The 14,575-nt window shown below is 76.7% G+C and carries 8 protein-coding genes and 1 pseudogene; 5 read left to right on the top strand and 4 right to left on the bottom strand.

The features are described from left to right. Positions 1 to 41 precede the first annotated feature (41 nt). Together lhgO and ACIGXM_RS06185 are read right to left on the bottom strand one after the other, a co-directional pair. Complete coding sequence (gene lhgO, locus ACIGXM_RS06180) at positions 42 to 1,277, bottom strand: L-2-hydroxyglutarate oxidase (protein ID WP_396557268.1); 1,236 nt, start codon at positions 1,275 to 1,277, stop codon at positions 42 to 44. A gap of 33 nt (positions 1,278 to 1,310) precedes the next feature. Next, a complete protein-coding gene (locus tag ACIGXM_RS06185; protein WP_396557270.1) occupies positions 1,311 to 2,831 on the bottom strand; it encodes an MFS transporter in 1,521 nt (506 codons plus the stop codon). Positions 2,832 to 3,799: 968 nt separating this feature from the next. Between ACIGXM_RS06185 and ACIGXM_RS06190 the strand changes: the two genes are divergently transcribed. The 3 genes from ACIGXM_RS06190 (at position 3,800) to ACIGXM_RS06200 (ending at position 7,513) form a co-directional block, all read left to right on the top strand. Then, positions 3,800 to 6,127 (top strand): asparagine synthase-related protein, encoded by a 2,328-nt coding sequence (locus tag ACIGXM_RS06190; RefSeq protein ID WP_396557272.1) that lies wholly within the window; start codon positions 3,800 to 3,802, stop codon positions 6,125 to 6,127. 56 nt (positions 6,128 to 6,183) lie between these two features. Then, complete coding sequence (locus tag ACIGXM_RS06195; protein ID WP_396557274.1) at positions 6,184 to 6,723, top strand: universal stress protein; 540 nt, start codon at positions 6,184 to 6,186, stop codon at positions 6,721 to 6,723. 88 nt (positions 6,724 to 6,811) lie between these two features. Next, entirely contained in the window at positions 6,812 to 7,513 is a 702-nt protein-coding gene (locus tag ACIGXM_RS06200; RefSeq protein WP_396557276.1) for a DsbA family oxidoreductase, read from the top strand. Positions 7,514 to 7,520: 7 nt separating this feature from the next. Here ACIGXM_RS06200 and ACIGXM_RS06205 read toward each other — a convergent pair whose 3' ends face one another. Together ACIGXM_RS06205 and ACIGXM_RS06210 are read right to left on the bottom strand one after the other, a co-directional pair. After that, entirely contained in the window at positions 7,521 to 9,656 is a 2,136-nt protein-coding gene (locus ACIGXM_RS06205) for a sigma-70 family RNA polymerase sigma factor (protein WP_396557278.1), read from the bottom strand. 241 nt (positions 9,657 to 9,897) lie between these two features. Beyond that, positions 9,898 to 10,794 carry a TetR/AcrR family transcriptional regulator gene (locus ACIGXM_RS06210; RefSeq protein WP_396557280.1) on the bottom strand — a complete coding sequence of 299 codons (897 nt, stop codon included), beginning with the start codon at positions 10,792 to 10,794 and terminating at the stop codon, positions 9,898 to 9,900. 351 nt (positions 10,795 to 11,145) lie between these two features. Between ACIGXM_RS06210 and ACIGXM_RS06215 the strand changes: the two genes are divergently transcribed. Next, on the top strand, positions 11,146 to 12,507 hold the full coding sequence (locus ACIGXM_RS06215; RefSeq protein WP_396557282.1) for an NAD(P)/FAD-dependent oxidoreductase: 1,362 nt from the start codon (positions 11,146 to 11,148) through the stop codon (positions 12,505 to 12,507). Positions 12,508 to 12,723: 216 nt separating this feature from the next. Continuing rightward, positions 12,724 to 14,040, top strand: a pseudogene (locus ACIGXM_RS06220) (PP2C family protein-serine/threonine phosphatase); the annotation flags it as partial. Positions 14,041 to 14,575: the final 535 nt, after the last annotated feature.

Here is a 14,575-nt window from a genome sequence, read left to right on the forward strand (position 1 = left end):
CCGTCGAGTTTACGGGGCCGGTCGAGCGGATCCCAGGGGTGTCAGCCGCCGGCGGCCAGCGCGGCCAGTGCCCGCCGGGCGACCTCCCGGCCGATCGGCAGCGAGGCGGTCGCGGCGGGGGAGGGGGCGTTGAGCACGTGCACCAGGCGGCGCGGCGAGGTGGGGTCGGCCGGGTCGAAACCGGCGAAGGCGAAGTCGTCCAGCAGCGAGCCGTCCCGGGCCACCGCCTGGGCCCGCACACCGGCCCCGGCGCGGACCAGGTCCTCGGGCCGGACGGCCGGCAGTAGCCGGCGGACCGCCGCGGTGAAGGCCCGCTTGGAGAGCGAGCGGTGCAACTCCCCGCAGCCGTAGCGCCAGTGCCGCCGGGCGAGCCGCCAACTGCCGGGGAAGCGCAGGGTGTCGGCCAGGTCGCCGAGCCGGACGGTCCGCCAGTCATAGCCCTCGCGGGCCAGCGCGGGCACCGCGTTGGGGCCGACGTGGACGTCCCCGTGGACGCCGCGGGTCAGATGCACGCCGAGGAACGGGAACGCCGGGTCCGGTACCGGGTAGACCAGTCCCCTGACCAAGTCCCGCCGGTCGGGCGCGAGTTCGTAGTACTCGCCGCGGAACGGGACGATCCGCGCGCCCGGGTCGTCGCCGGCCAGCCGGGCCACCCGGTCGCTCTGCAGGCCCGCGCAGTTGACCAGCACCGCACAGCGCAGCTCGCCGGTGCCGGTCCGCACGGTCACGCCGTCCGGGCGGCGGACGATCGCCCGCAGCTCGCTCCCGGTCCGCAGCTCGGCACCCCGCGCCTCGGCCAACTCGGCGTAGCGGCGAGCGACTTCGGCGAAGTCGCAGATTCCGGTGGTGGCCACCCGCAGCCCGGCCAGGCCGGCCACCTCGGGCTCGTGGACACGGATCCCGGCCGGCGTCAACTCCTCGACCGGGATGCCGTTGGCCCGTCCGCGGTCGGCCAGCGCGGCCAGCCGGGGCAGCTCGTCGGGGCGGGTGGCGACGATCAGCTTGCCGGTCACCCGGTGCGGCAACTGCTGCGCGCGGCAGAACTCCACCAGCGCGGCGGCGCCCTCGGTGGCGTAGCGGGCCTTCAGCGAGCCGGGGCGGTAGTAGACCCCGCTGTGGATCACCCCGCTGTTGCGGCCGGTCTGGTGGCGGGCCGGGGCGGTCTCCTTCTCCAGCACGCCGATCCGCAGGCCGGGCCGCTCCCCGGTCAGTGCGTAGGCGGTGGCGAGGCCGACGATGCCGCCGCCCACCACCAGGACGTCGTAGTCGTACGCCACCGTGGTCCTCTCCTCGGCCGGTCGCCGTCCGGATCAGGCCGGGGCGGCCAGCACCAGCCGGGCGCGCTCGGTCAACTCCCTGACCCGGCGCTCCCCCTGGTAGGGCTCCAGACGGCGGATCATCTCCAGCACGTACTCCCGGCTGCGCTGCGAGGAGATCCGTCCGGCCACCTCCACGGCGCGCTCGCCGGCCTCCACGGCGGCGTCCAGGTTGCCGGCCTCCGCCTCGGCCATCGCGGAGACCACCAGGCGCAGCCCGTGCGAGCGGACGAAGCCCTCGGTCGGGCGGGCCAGCGCCTCCCGGGTGAACTGGCGCACCTTGGCGGGCACGCCGAGGTCGCGGAAGCACTCGGCGGCGTCGGCGGCCAGCCGGTCGTAGGCGTAGAAGTCGATCCAGGCCGGATCGGGATCCCCGGCGCGTGATCGTTCCAGCGCGCCCTCAGCGGCGGCGAGCGCCGCCGAACACGCCGGCGCATTGCCCGCGCGGGCCTGCGCGCGGGCCTCCACCAGGTGGAAGAAGCTCATGGTCCGGGCGGTGGCCAGGCCGCGGTTGCGCTCCAGGGCCGCCTGGGCCAGGTCGACCGCCTCCTCGGCGAAGCCGCGGTAGCAGGCCTGCAGGCTCATCGAGGCCAGCACGTAGCCGCCGAGCGGCAGGTCGGCGGCGGCCCGGGCCAGCCGCAGCGCCTGGATGTAGTAGCGCTGGGCCGCCTCGTGCTGGCCGGTGTCGAACGCCATCCAGCCGGCCAGTCTGGTCAGTTCGGCGGTCGCGCCGAACAGCGCCCGGCCCACCGCGTCGCTGTAGGAGGCGAGCAGCAGTGGCGCCGCCTCCACCCGCAGGCACTCCGGGACCATCGACGAACGCCAGTCGCCGCCGCCGTACTTGGAGTCCCAGTGGCGGGCCTCCTGGGCGGCCTCGCGCAGTTTCGCGGCGTCCGACTGCCCGACCCGGTAGGAGGGGCGCTCGGTGCCGGAGCGGGCGGCGGGGAGGACGGGGGCGGCCTGGCCGGCGGGGGCGGACGGGGGGCTCGGCGGGGCCGCCGGCGGGCGGGCGCCGGCCTCGTTCGCCGGCCGCTCGCCGCGGGCCACCGAGCCGTCCGCCGGGGTGATCAGCCAGCGGGCCACCGGCGTCGCGTACGCCGCCACCGAGAACGTCCCGGCCAGGCTGTCGCTCCACCGCCCGCCGCCCGGTCCGCGGCGCAGCTCCAGGTCGACCCGCCACAGGTCGGTCGCCGAGCGGACGGCGTCCGCGACCTCGCGGGGGAAGGCCAGCCCCAGCTCCGGGGTGGGGTCGGTGTCGCCGAGCCCGATCTCCTCCAGCGGGACCGGCCGGCCCAGCTTGCCGCCGATCGCGGTGGCGATCAGGTGCGGCACCGGGCCCTGCGGGACCATCCCCTTGCCGACCCAGCGGGCCACCGAGGTCTTGTCGTAGCGCAGCGTCAGGCCGCGCTGGGCGCCGAGGTCGTTGACCCGGCGGGCCAGGCCGGCGTTGCTGATCTGGGCCTGCGTCAGCAGGGCGCCGAGCCGTTCGTTCGGTCCTCGTGGGCTGATGCTCATGGCGGCGGCGGCACCCCCTGGCGGTGTTCTCGCGGTGTATCCGAAGGCCTGTGCGGCGTGGGTGGCTCACGGGGCGGGCCGATCCTGCGGGCAGGCCCCGCCCGATGCGGTGGAACCTAGCGTAGTCGGCCGGGTTCCCAGGGTTAAGGGGCGGCATTCCGGTTGGCGGGATCGCGCACTCCGGGCCGTCCGGCTGGGGAGGCCGGAGGGGTGGCGCACGGGGGTGGCGATCGGGCTCCCCGGACGTCGTGGCGTCGGCGCGGTACGGCCGGTCCTTCGGTCGGGGGAGCGCGTCGCCGGTGAGGAGCGCCGTGCTCCGGTCCCGTGTCCACGTGCGCCCACCTGTGCCCCCTGGCTCGTCCGACGGCGCAGCAGTTCGCTAGGGGCTGTGGGTCGGCCCGCCGTCGAGGACCCGGCGGGCCGGGGGATGCCGCTGCCTCTGTTCCCCGCGGGCGGTGGCCGAGGTCCGGGAGGGCATGCGGATGCCCTCCCGGGCTTGCGCCGCTTTTCGGCCATGTGGGCATGGCCATGACGCCTTTGCCGAACGGTGCCGCGGTCCTGGCGTTCGCGCTGGTCCAGGCACCGGCGAGGGGTCGGGCGGCCGGTTCGGCCCGGGTGCGGTGCGCCGCGAATCGGACGCGCGACGCACCGCACCCGACCGGGGGCGACCGGAGCGGCCGGATCGGACGGTCCGATCCGGCCGGAGCGGCGGAGCGACCGGAGTGCGGTCGGCCTCCCGGCCGCGCGGCCCGGGCCACGGAGGGGGAGGCCCGGTCCGCGCGGCGCCTGGTGTCCTGACCGTTTCCCGACGCTATTTCCTGACTTGTCGTCCCTGTCCCCGGAATCACCCGACCCCGGGCGAGGACGCGTTCCCCGCCACCGATGGCACGATGTCTCCTGGCGCGGGCCCGACCTGACGAACGGTCGCCGGCCGCGCCCCTGAGACGTCCACACCCGGTGGAGGCGCGATGCGGTGGCTGACGGGCTGGAGCGGCGGAGTGTCCGGCTCCCGGATCCCGCCCCCTCGGCGGTCCGTCCCGGCCTCGCCAGGGGCGCGCCCATCCGGCCCGCACGCCCCGCCGACCTCTCGCACGCCGTCCGCGCACCCCGCCCTGCACGAGGCGCTGGAGGCGCTGGCCGCCGTCCGCCCGTTGGCCGCCACCACGCTCTGGGAGGGCCCCGACCCGCTCTGGGCGGTCGGCGACTGGCGGCCCGAGGAGCTCCGGCAGGCCGTGCTGCGGCCCGGGCGACCCCCCGAGGTGCTCACCGGCCCGGTCACCAGCGACCTCTCCGCCGACCCGGAGAGCGTGGTCCGGCTCGCCGTGCTCGGCCACTGCGGCGCCACCGACGACGAACTCCTGGCCGGCCTGGCCGCCGCCCGCGGTGGCGCGGTCCGCCACCTGTCCGGCTGGCCCGGCAGCTACACCGTGGTGCTGCGGAGCGGCACCCGCAGCACCCTGCTGCTCACCGACCTGGCCGGGGCGCAGCCGGTCTTCCACACCCCCTGGTGCGGCGGCACCGCCTACGCCACGGCCGGCCTGCCGCTGGCCGACCTGATCGGCGCCGCGGTGGACACCGGCCACCTGGCCGCCCGGCTGGCCTGCCCGGAGTCGCCCGAGGCACTCGGCACCGGCACCCCGTACGTCGGCGTGCAGCGGGTCCCGCCCGGCCAGACGCTGGCGGTGCGCGCCGGCCGGGCGCAGCTGACCTCGTACGACGACGAGAGCGCGGCGGGCAGCGGGTCGGGCCCGGGCGGGGAGGCGCCGGCCGTCCGGGAGCTGACCCGCAGCCTGCTGGAGGCGGTCCGGTCCCGGGTGCGCAGCTCGCCGACCGGCCCGGGGCCGGGCCCCGGCCGGCCCCGGATCGGTGCCGACCTCTCGTACGGGACGGCCTCGACCACGGTGGCGCTGCTGGCCGCCGCGGTGCCGATCGGGCGCGGCCCGGCCGGCGCGGAGCCGGTCGGTGCGGAGCCGGTGGCCGCGGTCCCGCGCAGTGGCGCGACCCGGGGCTCCTGGGCCCGGCCCGCGCACCGCGAGCCGGTCGGGCCCGCCGAGCCCGAGCTGCTCACCGCCGTCACCCTGCGGGAGTCGCCGCCGGCCGCCCCGGTGGCGCCCGACGCCGCGCGGCTGCGGCACACCGTGCTGGCCGCCACCCCGGAGACCCTGCCGTTCGCGGACCTGGCCGACGACCCGCTGGCCGGCCCGCTCCCCGACGAGCCCGGCCGGGCGCTGACCAGCGCCGCCGCGATCGGTGCCCGGCTGCGCGCGGGTGGCAGCGACCACCTGACCGGCTACGGCGCCCGGCAGGTCCTGGACGGGCACCCGGCCCGGCTGGCCGACCTGGTCCGGGACGGCTGGCCGCGCGAGCTGCTGCCGCCGGTCGCCGCGCTGGCGGGCGCCGACCGGGCGCTGGCCGGGACGCTCACCGGGGCGGTCCGCACCCCGGTCACCGTGCTGCGGGCGGCCCGCCGGCTGGCCCGCCGGCCGTACGCCGAGGCGCTGGACGACGCGGCGGTCCAGCTCACCGCGCGCCGCGGTGCGGACGGGGTGCGCGCCCGCGCCGGCGTGCTCGGCGGCGCGCGGATCAGCGCACGCTCCGGCGCGCAATTCACCGCAGGGGCGCACTCGGCCGCCGACCTGGTCTGGTGCGTGCCCGGGCCGGCCGCCCGCTGGCTCTCCGACGACGCGCTCTCCGCGGTCGCGCTGCGGCTGCGGCTGGCCGGCCGCGGGCCGGCACCGGCCGAGCTGCCCGGCGCCCGGCGGGCCCGGATGGCGCTGCACCACCACGCCGCCGGCTACCGCGTCCTGGTGCAGGCCGCCGAGCAGCACGGGCAGCGACTGCACGCGCCGTTCCTGGACAACCGGGTGGTCCGGGCCGCCCGGCTGCTCCCGCTCGACGTCCGGCTGCAACCGGGTGCCCGGCCGGCGCTGCTGCGGGCGGTGCTGGCCGGCGCGGGCCGGGCCGACCTGCCCGCCGACTGGGGGCGTGCGCCGCGTCCGAACCGGGCCGACGCCGCTCGCGAGGGGCTGCGCCAGGTGGCCGATCCGCTGGCCGAGCTGTTCCGCGAGCCGCTGCTCGCCGAGGCCGGGCTGATCGACTTGCCGGCCGTCCGGCGCGCCCTCGGGCGGGCCACCGACCAGCACGCCACCCTCCCGCCGGGAGCCCTGGACGGCCTGACCGACCTGATCGCCACCGAGCTGTGGCTGCGCCGCTGGCAGGCCCGCCGGCACGGTTCCTGCTGGACCGGGCTGCCGCTCCCGCGGCGGCGCGCGGTCGCCGGGGCCCGGTTCCACTGAGCCCCGCCGCTGTGGCGTTGCCGGACGACGACCACGGGCACCCGGATCATGACGGTGTGACCGACAGCGACCCGTCCAGCGATCCGGCCGCCGCCGACCGGCTCGCCCCCGTGACGTTCTCCACCCTCCCGCCCGGCCCGCCGCAGCCCCCCGGCATCCTGGCGGCCTGCGACGGCTCGGACGGCTCGCTCTGGGCGCTGGACCGGGCGATGACCGAGGCCGAGCTGTTCGGCCTCCCGCTCCACGTGCTCGCCGTGGTCGACCCGTCCCCCGGCGGCTACCCGCCCGGCATGACCGAACTCGTGCGGGAGAGCGCCGAGCGGCTCACCGCGAGCACGGCGGACGGGCTGCGCCGCGCGGTGGCCACCGTCGAGCGGGCCCGCGACCGGCCGTTCGAGGGCCGGCTGTCGCTGCACGTGGTGCTCGGGCAGGTGATCCAGGAGCTGCTCGCCCGCAGCGCCGGCCAGCACACCCTGGTGGTCGGGGCCCGCGGCAACGGCGGCTTCAGCCGGCTGCTGCTCGGTTCGGTGAGCACGGCCGCGGTGCACCACGCGGCCTGCCCGGTGCTGGTGGTCCCGGCCCCGGCCCGCCGCTGAGCCGTCCGACAGGGGAATAGCAACCCGGACATTTCGGTTCACCCGTCCGGTCCAGTTGCCGCCCCCCTGTTGACAGGAGCCCCGCCCCATGAAGGTCGAGATCTACTCGGACATCGCCTGCCCCTGGTGCTACATCGGCAAGCGCCGCTTCGACCAGGCGCTCGAAAGCTTCGCGGGCCGGGCCGACGTCGAGGTGGTCTACCGGCCGTACCAGCTGGTCCCGGACGCGCCGGCGACGGCCAGCCCGCACCGCGCCTGGCTGGCCGAGCGGTACGGCCCGCAGTCGGTGGCGATGGACGCCCGGGTGGCCGAGCTGGGCCGCGCCGAGGGCATCGCCTACGACTTCGACGCCGCGCTGCACGCCAACACCTTCCTCGGCCACCGGCTGCTGCACCTGGCGGAGAGCGAGTACGGCCCGGCCGTCCAGGGCGTGCTCAAGGAGGCGCTGCTCAAGGCGCACTTCAGCGACGGTGTGGACGTCGGCGACCGGGCCGCGCTCACCGAGGTCGCGGTGGCGGCCGGCCTCGACCGGCAGCGGGTGACCGACTACCTGGCCGGCGAGGAGGGCGCGGCGGAGGTCCGCGCCCAGCTCGCCGAGGCCCGCGCGCTGGGTGTCAGCGCCGTGCCGACCTTCGTCTTCGAGGGCCGCTGGGCGGTCCAGGGCGGGCAGGAGACCGAGACCTTCCTGCGGCTGCTGGAGCAGGTGGCGGCCGAGACCGGTGCCACCGTCCCGGCGGCGCCCGACGCCGAGGCCTGCGCGGACGGCGCCTGCGCGGTGCCGGGCGCCTGACGCGCGATCAGCAGGTGACCCGGGCGCTGGCCCAGTCGGCCAGGTTCCCGGCCGACCACCAGCCGTCGGTCGGATCGACCACCAGCCGGATCGAGTGCTGGCCGGCCAGCGGCACGTGCACCGGCACCGGTACGTCCCCGGCGTGCAGTGCGGGGGACGTCCAGAGCCGCTGCCCGTCGTCGCCGGTGACCGAGAAGACCACCCGCCCGGGCGCGAGCGACAGGTCGTCCAGCCCGACCACCGCGTCGAAGGCGGTGCAGGACTCGTCGAGTTCGACGGTCACCGTCGAGGGGGCGTGCACGGTGATGCCGCGCGGATAGAACTCACCGGACATCCGCAGGCCCTGGCGTTGCCAGAGCCAGTCGCTGCCCCGACGGTCGATCACCGGGCCGGACTGCGGCGCCCGGTCGCCGCCCCGGCCGAACGGCAGCTCGTCCATCCAGTAGCTGGTCGGCGGCAGCGCCGGAGGGCTGGTCGGCACGGTCGGCGGGGTCGACACGGGCGCCGGCGCCGGCGTCGGGACCACCGGGCGCACGGGCGTCGGCACCGCCGGCGGGATCGGCACCGGTGGTGGCGGTGGGACGGGCGCGACGACCGCGCGGCTCGCGGCCGGGGTCGGGACGGGGGACGGCGTCGGCGCCGGGGGCCTGGTCGGGGCGGGGGCCGGAGCCTCCGGGGTCGGGGCGGCCGGGGTCGGTGCCGCAGGGGGCGTCGGCGCGGTCGTCGCCGCGGGGGGCGGTGACGGCGGCGGTGCCGGGGCGGCCGGGGCGCTGCTGGTCGGCGCGGGCTCGGCGGCGGGCGGTGCCGGCCGCGAGCCACCGGTAAGCGCGTAGGCGACGGCGGCCACGGTGGCCATCGCCACGGCGGCCGCGATGCCCGCCTTGGCCGCGGTACCGATCGCCTCGCCGGCCGCCGCCCCGGCGCCGCCGGAGCCTCCTCCGCCGGCCGCCCCCGCGCCGCCGGCACCCGCTGCCGAGGACCCGCCCGTAGACCCCGCCGCCGCGCCACCGGCCGCCGCACCGCCCGCCAGCGCGCCCGCGCCGAGCGCGGCCGCCGAGAACGCCCCGCCGCCGACCCAGAGCAGCACGCCACCAGGCAGCAGCACCCGCAGGCCGTGGTTGATGTCGACCAGCTCCAGGTAGGCGGCCGTGCACCGGTCGCACTCCCGCAGGTGCTGGCCGACCTCGGCGGAGGCCCGCTTCCGCAGCGCACCCCGGGCGTACCGGCCCAGCCGGTTGGCGTACTCCTCGCAGCCCTGCGGCCAGTCGTCCGACACGTGGGCCTGCAGGAACCCGGCCGCCAGCCGCGAGCGCGCGCGGTGCGCCTGCACGGCGGTGGCGTTGGCGGTCTTGCCGAGCAGCACCGCGACGGTCTTCGGCGACTCCTGCTCGACCTCGGTGTGCCAGAGCAGCACCCGATCGTCCTCGGGCAGTTCGGCGAAGGCCCGCATCACCATCCGCTGGTCCGCCTGCGCCATCGCCCAGGCGTCCGCGCCCGGGTCGGCGAGGTCGCACTCGATCGCGGTGGCGGTCGCGGACTGGGTGAACGCGCCGAAGTCGTCGACCAGTTGCTCACGCCGGTCGCTGCGCGCCCAGGCCGCGGCGACGTTGCGGACGGCGGTCAGCAGGTAGGCGCGGACCGCGAACTGCGGTCCCTTGCCGGCCTTCAGCGCCTGCAGGGTGCGGGCGAAGACCTCACCCGCGAGATCCTCGGCGGTGAAGCTGTCCCGGCAGCACGAACGGGCGTACCGGCGCACCGAATCGGCGTGCCGGCGGTACAGCTCCTCGTACGCGCGGTCGTCGCCGGCCCGCACCGCGGCGGTCAACTCGGCGTCGGAGGGCGGCCGGTCGCCGTCCACGGGGTCGGCCGGCGGCGGCACCGTGCCGAGCGGGACCCGGCCGTCGGGCTCCGGGAGGGAGCGCGGGCCGGCGCGGTCGACGAACGCCTCCGGGGTGACCCCGCCCTGCCCGGGGTTGGCCTGGCCGGGCACCCGCCCGGCCACCCCGGGGGTGGAGGACGGCCCGGAGAGCGACTCCCGGGACGGGGCGCCGCCCTGACCCGGGACCTGACCGGCGGTCGGCTCGGTGCCCGGCTCGGTGCCGAACCCGGCGTAGTCGTACTCGTCCCGCTCCTCGGCGCTCATCGCCCACTCCAACGATGTCGAGCCGGAAGCACCTTCGGCGCACCACCGACCGCGGTGCTCCGAAGGGTGCGCACTGGGACATTGGCTCCAACCACGGCCAAAGAATGGCATAGCGGCGGGTGGTGCGGAAGCCAGAGTCGTTCGGACCCACTCTTCCGGGGAGCACGCCGACGTCCTGTCCGGCCACGGCGTCCACGCCAGTTGACGCCGGCCCTCATCCCGGCCCCCATCCCGGCCCCGGTCAGCCGGCCCGCAGGCCGTCCAGCAGGATGCGCAGCAGCCGTGTGGCGGGTTCCTCCGCGCTCGCGCTGACGCCCCGCCCGATCGAGGCCGGCACGGCGGCGGTGAGCACCAGGACGATCTCCGACACCGTGACCCCGCCGCGCAGCTCGCCCGCGGCGGCGGCCCGGGCGACCAGCGCGGCCAGCAGCTGGAGCAGCCGGCGCGGTTCGGCGTCGGGGGTGCCGACGGCACCCAGCAGCGCGGCCGGCACCGCGCCGAGCCCGGGCGTCGGCTCCTGCGCACCCTGCGGGTCCGTGGCCACCGACCCCGTCGCCGCCCAGGCCCCGAAGGTCCCGAGCGGCTCCGCGCCGTCCCGCGGCAGCCGCTGCTCGGGCACCCGGGCCAGCTCCTCGGCGTACCGGAACGCCTCCGGTGGAAGCAGCCGCCCGGCCCCGCTGGCCACCGCGGTCGCCAGGTACGTCGCCAGTGCCTCCCACGGCCCGGCCGGCCCGTACAGCGCCTCCCGGGCCCGCGCGGTCAGCCAGGCGACCTCCTCCGCGGCGATCCGCTGGACCAGTACCTCCTTGCTGGGGAAGCGCCGGTACACCGTGCCGACGCCGACCCCGGCGCGCCGGGCCACCTCCTCCATCGGCGCGTCGTAGCCGAGCTCGCCGAACACCTCGCGGGCGGCGCGCAGCACACTCTCCAGGTTGCGCCGCGCGTCCACTCGCAGCCGGGCCCCGCCGGCCGGCCGCTCGCCGGCCGGCCGCCGCCCGCCGTCCGCGGCCGGCTCGTGCCGCGCCCCGCCGCTGATCTCCCGGTGCCCACCGGGCAGCGGGGACCGCTGCTCCGGCACGGCAGCCGGTACCGCGCCGAGCTGCGCGGCCGGTTCCCCCAGCACGTGATCCTGTTCCATCGTTCCAACCCTCCCCCATCGGAGCCCGGTCCGGACGCTACGCGTGGTCCGCGCAGCCGTCCTCGGCACGCCGCGACCCGGCGTCACCGGTCGGCCCCCGGGGTGGCGCCCGAATGACCGTCAGCCCGGAGCGCACGGGCCGGGATCGCCTGCGGACTACCCTTCCCCGTTTCAGCGTGCACCAGTCGGGCCGGTCGGCCAACGGTAAATCAGGCCGTAATGGATTCACCACCCGGGGTGACGAATTGACGTCGTCCAAACCGCCCGGAACCCCTGCCCGCACCGCGCCCGGTCCGGCGGATCCGGTACGCGCTGTGGACAAGAGACGCTTCTCCGGTGCGTCATGGATGCGTGAACCAGGTCACATCGACAGGGGGTGGCACCATCCGGATCCTGATCGTGGGCGGCGGATGCGCCGGGCTGACCGCGGCGCTGCGGTTGCAGCACGGGTTGCGGGACCAACTCCGTTCCGGCCGGGCGGAGATCACGCTGGTCGAGACCACGCCCTACCTGACCTACCGGCCGCTGCTGGCCGAGGTCGCGGCGGGCTCGATCGACCCCCGGCACGTGGTGGTCCCGCTGCGCCGGGCGCTGCCGCGCTGTCGGGTGCTGACCGCCCGGATCGCCCGGGTCGACCACGCCCGGCGGCGGGCCTGGCTGCTGCCGGAGAGCGGCCCGGAGTTCGAACTCGACTACCAGCAGCTGATTCTGACGGCTGGTTCGGTGTCCCGACGACCGGTGCTGCCCGGACTGGCCGAGCACGGCCGCGGGTTCGACAGCGTCGGCGCGGCGGTCGGGCTGCGCAACCACGTGCTGGCCCAGCTCGACCTCGCCTCGTCCACGCGGGACCCCGAACTCCGGCATGCCGCACTGACGTTCGTCTTCGTCGGAGCCGGGTACGCCGGGGTCGGCGCGCTCGCCGAACTGGAGGACATGGCCCGGCACGCGCTGCGCGGCTACCCCAACCTCGGCCCGGAGGACCTGCGCTGGGTGCTGGCCGAGGCCGCGGACCGGATCCTGCCCCAGGAGGAGCCGGCGCTCGCCGAGCACGCCCTGGTCCAACTGCGCGAGCGCAACGTGGACATCCGGCTGGCCACCACCCTGGAGTCCGCCCAGAGCCGGGTGGTGGCGCTCTCGGACGGCAGCCGGTTCGCCGCCCGCACCCTGGTCTGGACGGCCGGGATGCGGCCCGCGCCGCTGCTCGCCGCCACCGACCTCCCGCTGGACGACGTCGGGCGGGTGCGATGTCTGGGCACGCTCCAGGTGACCGGCCCGGATGGTGGCGCGCTCGGCGACGCCTGGGCGGCCGGCGACTGCGCGGCGGTGCCCGACCCGCGGGCGGCGGGCGGCGAGCCCTGCCCGCCGAACGCCCAGCACGCGCTGGCCCAGGCCACGGTGCTCGCCGACAACCTGCTGGCGGCCCTCGGCGGTCGGCCGGTCCAGCCGTACCGTCCCGCGCCGGCCGCGGTCTCCACCTCGCTCGGGCTGCGGCGCGGCGTCGCGCACCGGGACGGGCGCAGCCTCAGTGGCCGCCGGGCCTGGCTGCTGCACCGGGCCCGCACGCTGCGCGGGCTGCCCAGCCCGGACCGCCGGGTGCGGGTGCTGGCCGACTGGGTGCTGGGTGCGGTCTTCGCCCGGGAGGCGGTGTCGCTCGGGGCGCTGGAACACCCGCGGGCCGAGTTCGAGGTGGCGACGGGCACGCCGGAGTCCTGAGCCGGACCGCCGCCGGGCCGGGGAAGGAGACGGCCCAGCGGCCGGGAGGCGCCCAGGACGGAGCCCGGGGGAGAGCCGTACAACACGACCAACACACGTACGACTTCCAGAACCGCTCCTTCACCTGACAGGATCTGCCTGACACCATCGTCACGCCGCGTGCAAACGCCAGTACGAAACGTGACGGACCCTGCGATCCGAGGAAGCGACGGTCGGTTGAACCTCATGCGCTGGAGTGCGCGGCTCACCGGGGCCCCGTGGCGGCTCGTGTCTCCACCGGACGACCCGGTCGCCCTGCCCGGCCCGCGCGACCCGCTCGGCGGCCCGGGCGGCCAGCTCTGCCCGGACCACCTGCTCGACCTGCACGAGCTGTACGACCTGCGCGAGGTGTTGGGCCGGCTGCCCGCGCCGGTCGCCGTCACCTACGGCGCGCGGCACCGGCTGGGCTACGCCAACCACGCCTACCACCAGCTGTTCGGCAGCCACCTGGCCGGACTGCCCGCCGACGAGGCGATGCCGGAGCTGGCGGAGCTGGGCGTGCTGCCCCTGCTCGACCAGGTGCTCCGCAGCGGACGCGCCCGCAGCGTCAAGGCCCGCACCATCCTGGACCCGGGCCCGGGCGGCCGGCCGCGCTGCTTCAACGTCTCCTGCGTGCCGCTGGTCCCGAACGAACGTGCCGGCCTGGGGAGGGACCTCCCGCCCGCGCCCGCGGTCGGGGTGCTGATCTTCGCGGCCGAGGTCACCGACCAGGTGCAGGCCGCCAGCCGGCTGCGCGAGGCGGAACGCCGCCAGCGGGAGGCCGCGGTGACCCTGCAGCGCAGCCTGCTGCCGCAGAAGCTGGAGCAGCCCGCCGACCTCCGGGTCGCCGCCACCTACCAGCCCGGCGGCGCCGACGCGGCGGTCGGCGGCGACTGGTACGACGTGATCAGCCTGCGCGGCGGTCGGACCGCGCTGGTGATCGGCGACGTGATGGGCCGCGGCCTGCGGGCCGCCGCGGTGATGGGCCAGCTGCGCACGGCGGTGCGTGCCTACGCCCGGCTGGACCTGCCACCGCACCAGGTGATGGCCCTGCTGGACGGCCTCGCCATGGAGATCGACGCCAACCAGATCGCCACCTGCGTCTACGCCGTCTACGACCCTCCCCCGGACTCCGTCCCGGGGGCACCTCCCGGCCCCCAGGCCGGGACGCTCAGCTACGCCTCGGCCGGACACCTCCCGCTGATGCTGCGCTGCCCGGACGGCACCGTGCTCCAGGGCGAACAGCAGAACGGCCCGCCACTGGGCACCGGAGACGGCAGCCACACCTCGCACTCGTTGCGACTGCTCCCCGGCACCACCGGCGTCCTCTACACCGACGGCCTGGTCGAGCGCCGGGACCAGGACATCGACCACGGCCTGGGCCGGCTCGCCCGCACGCTGGCCGGTGCGGTCGGATCGCCCGACGTGGTCTGCGCCCGGCTGCTCCGGGCGATGGGGGTCACCGCGGACCACGACGACGACGTGGCCGTGCTCGCCTTCCAGCTGCCGACCCGGGAGGTTGACTCGGTCCCCGCAGAGGTCTAATGTTCTTCGAGCTGCCTGTCAGGGAGCACCGGACACGCGTCTGCGCGGCCGGTCCCGGGTGCAGCCACTCTCTCGAAACACCATTCGCAGCAAGAAGCCCGGCTTTTCGCGCGTCGTCGCGGGCCGGTCTGTTTTGTCGTGTCTGCATTTCTGGGAGTGGGTCCGGATTCGCTTTTCGGAGCGGGACTGGGCTAAAGTTTGAGGCGTCGGACAGGCCGTCAGGTCGGTTACGGCGAAGGCCGCTTGAAGGCCGGAGGGCACGGAGGATCTGCTAGGATCTGAAGCGCCGGAAGGCGGTCGAAAGGCCAGCGGGAAGTGAGTCGGGAAAGAGCCGCGGGAAACACTGCGGATCGGGTCTGATAAGCTGAATGCAGAACGAACGAAACGCCCGGAGGGCCTGCGAGAGCGGCCTGAAGGAAGTGTCCGTTCCTTGAGAACTCAACAGCGTGCCAAAAGTCAACGCCAGATATGTTGACATCCCCGGCCTGGACCGTCTGGTTCGGGT

Origin of the sequence: Kitasatospora sp. NPDC052896 (assembly GCF_044547075.1) — a bacterium.
Classification (GTDB): Bacteria; Actinomycetota; Actinomycetes; order Streptomycetales; family Streptomycetaceae; genus Kitasatospora.

What these genes read in the sequence shown, in the direction of transcription:
- ACIGXM_RS06205 (WP_396557278.1), bottom strand. Translation starts at nt 9,656, where the DNA reads ATGAGCGCCGAGGAGCGGGACGAGTACGACTACGCCGGGTTCGGCACC.
- ACIGXM_RS06210 (WP_396557280.1), bottom strand. Translation starts at nt 10,794, where the DNA reads ATGGAACAGGATCACGTGCTGGGGGAACCGGCCGCGCAGCTCGGCGCG.
- ACIGXM_RS06185 (WP_396557270.1), bottom strand. Translation starts at nt 2,831, where the DNA reads ATGAGCATCAGCCCACGAGGACCGAACGAACGGCTCGGCGCCCTGCTG.
- ACIGXM_RS06200 (WP_396557276.1), top strand. Translation starts at nt 6,812, where the DNA reads ATGAAGGTCGAGATCTACTCGGACATCGCCTGCCCCTGGTGCTACATC.
- ACIGXM_RS06190 (WP_396557272.1), top strand. Translation starts at nt 3,800, where the DNA reads ATGCGGTGGCTGACGGGCTGGAGCGGCGGAGTGTCCGGCTCCCGGATC.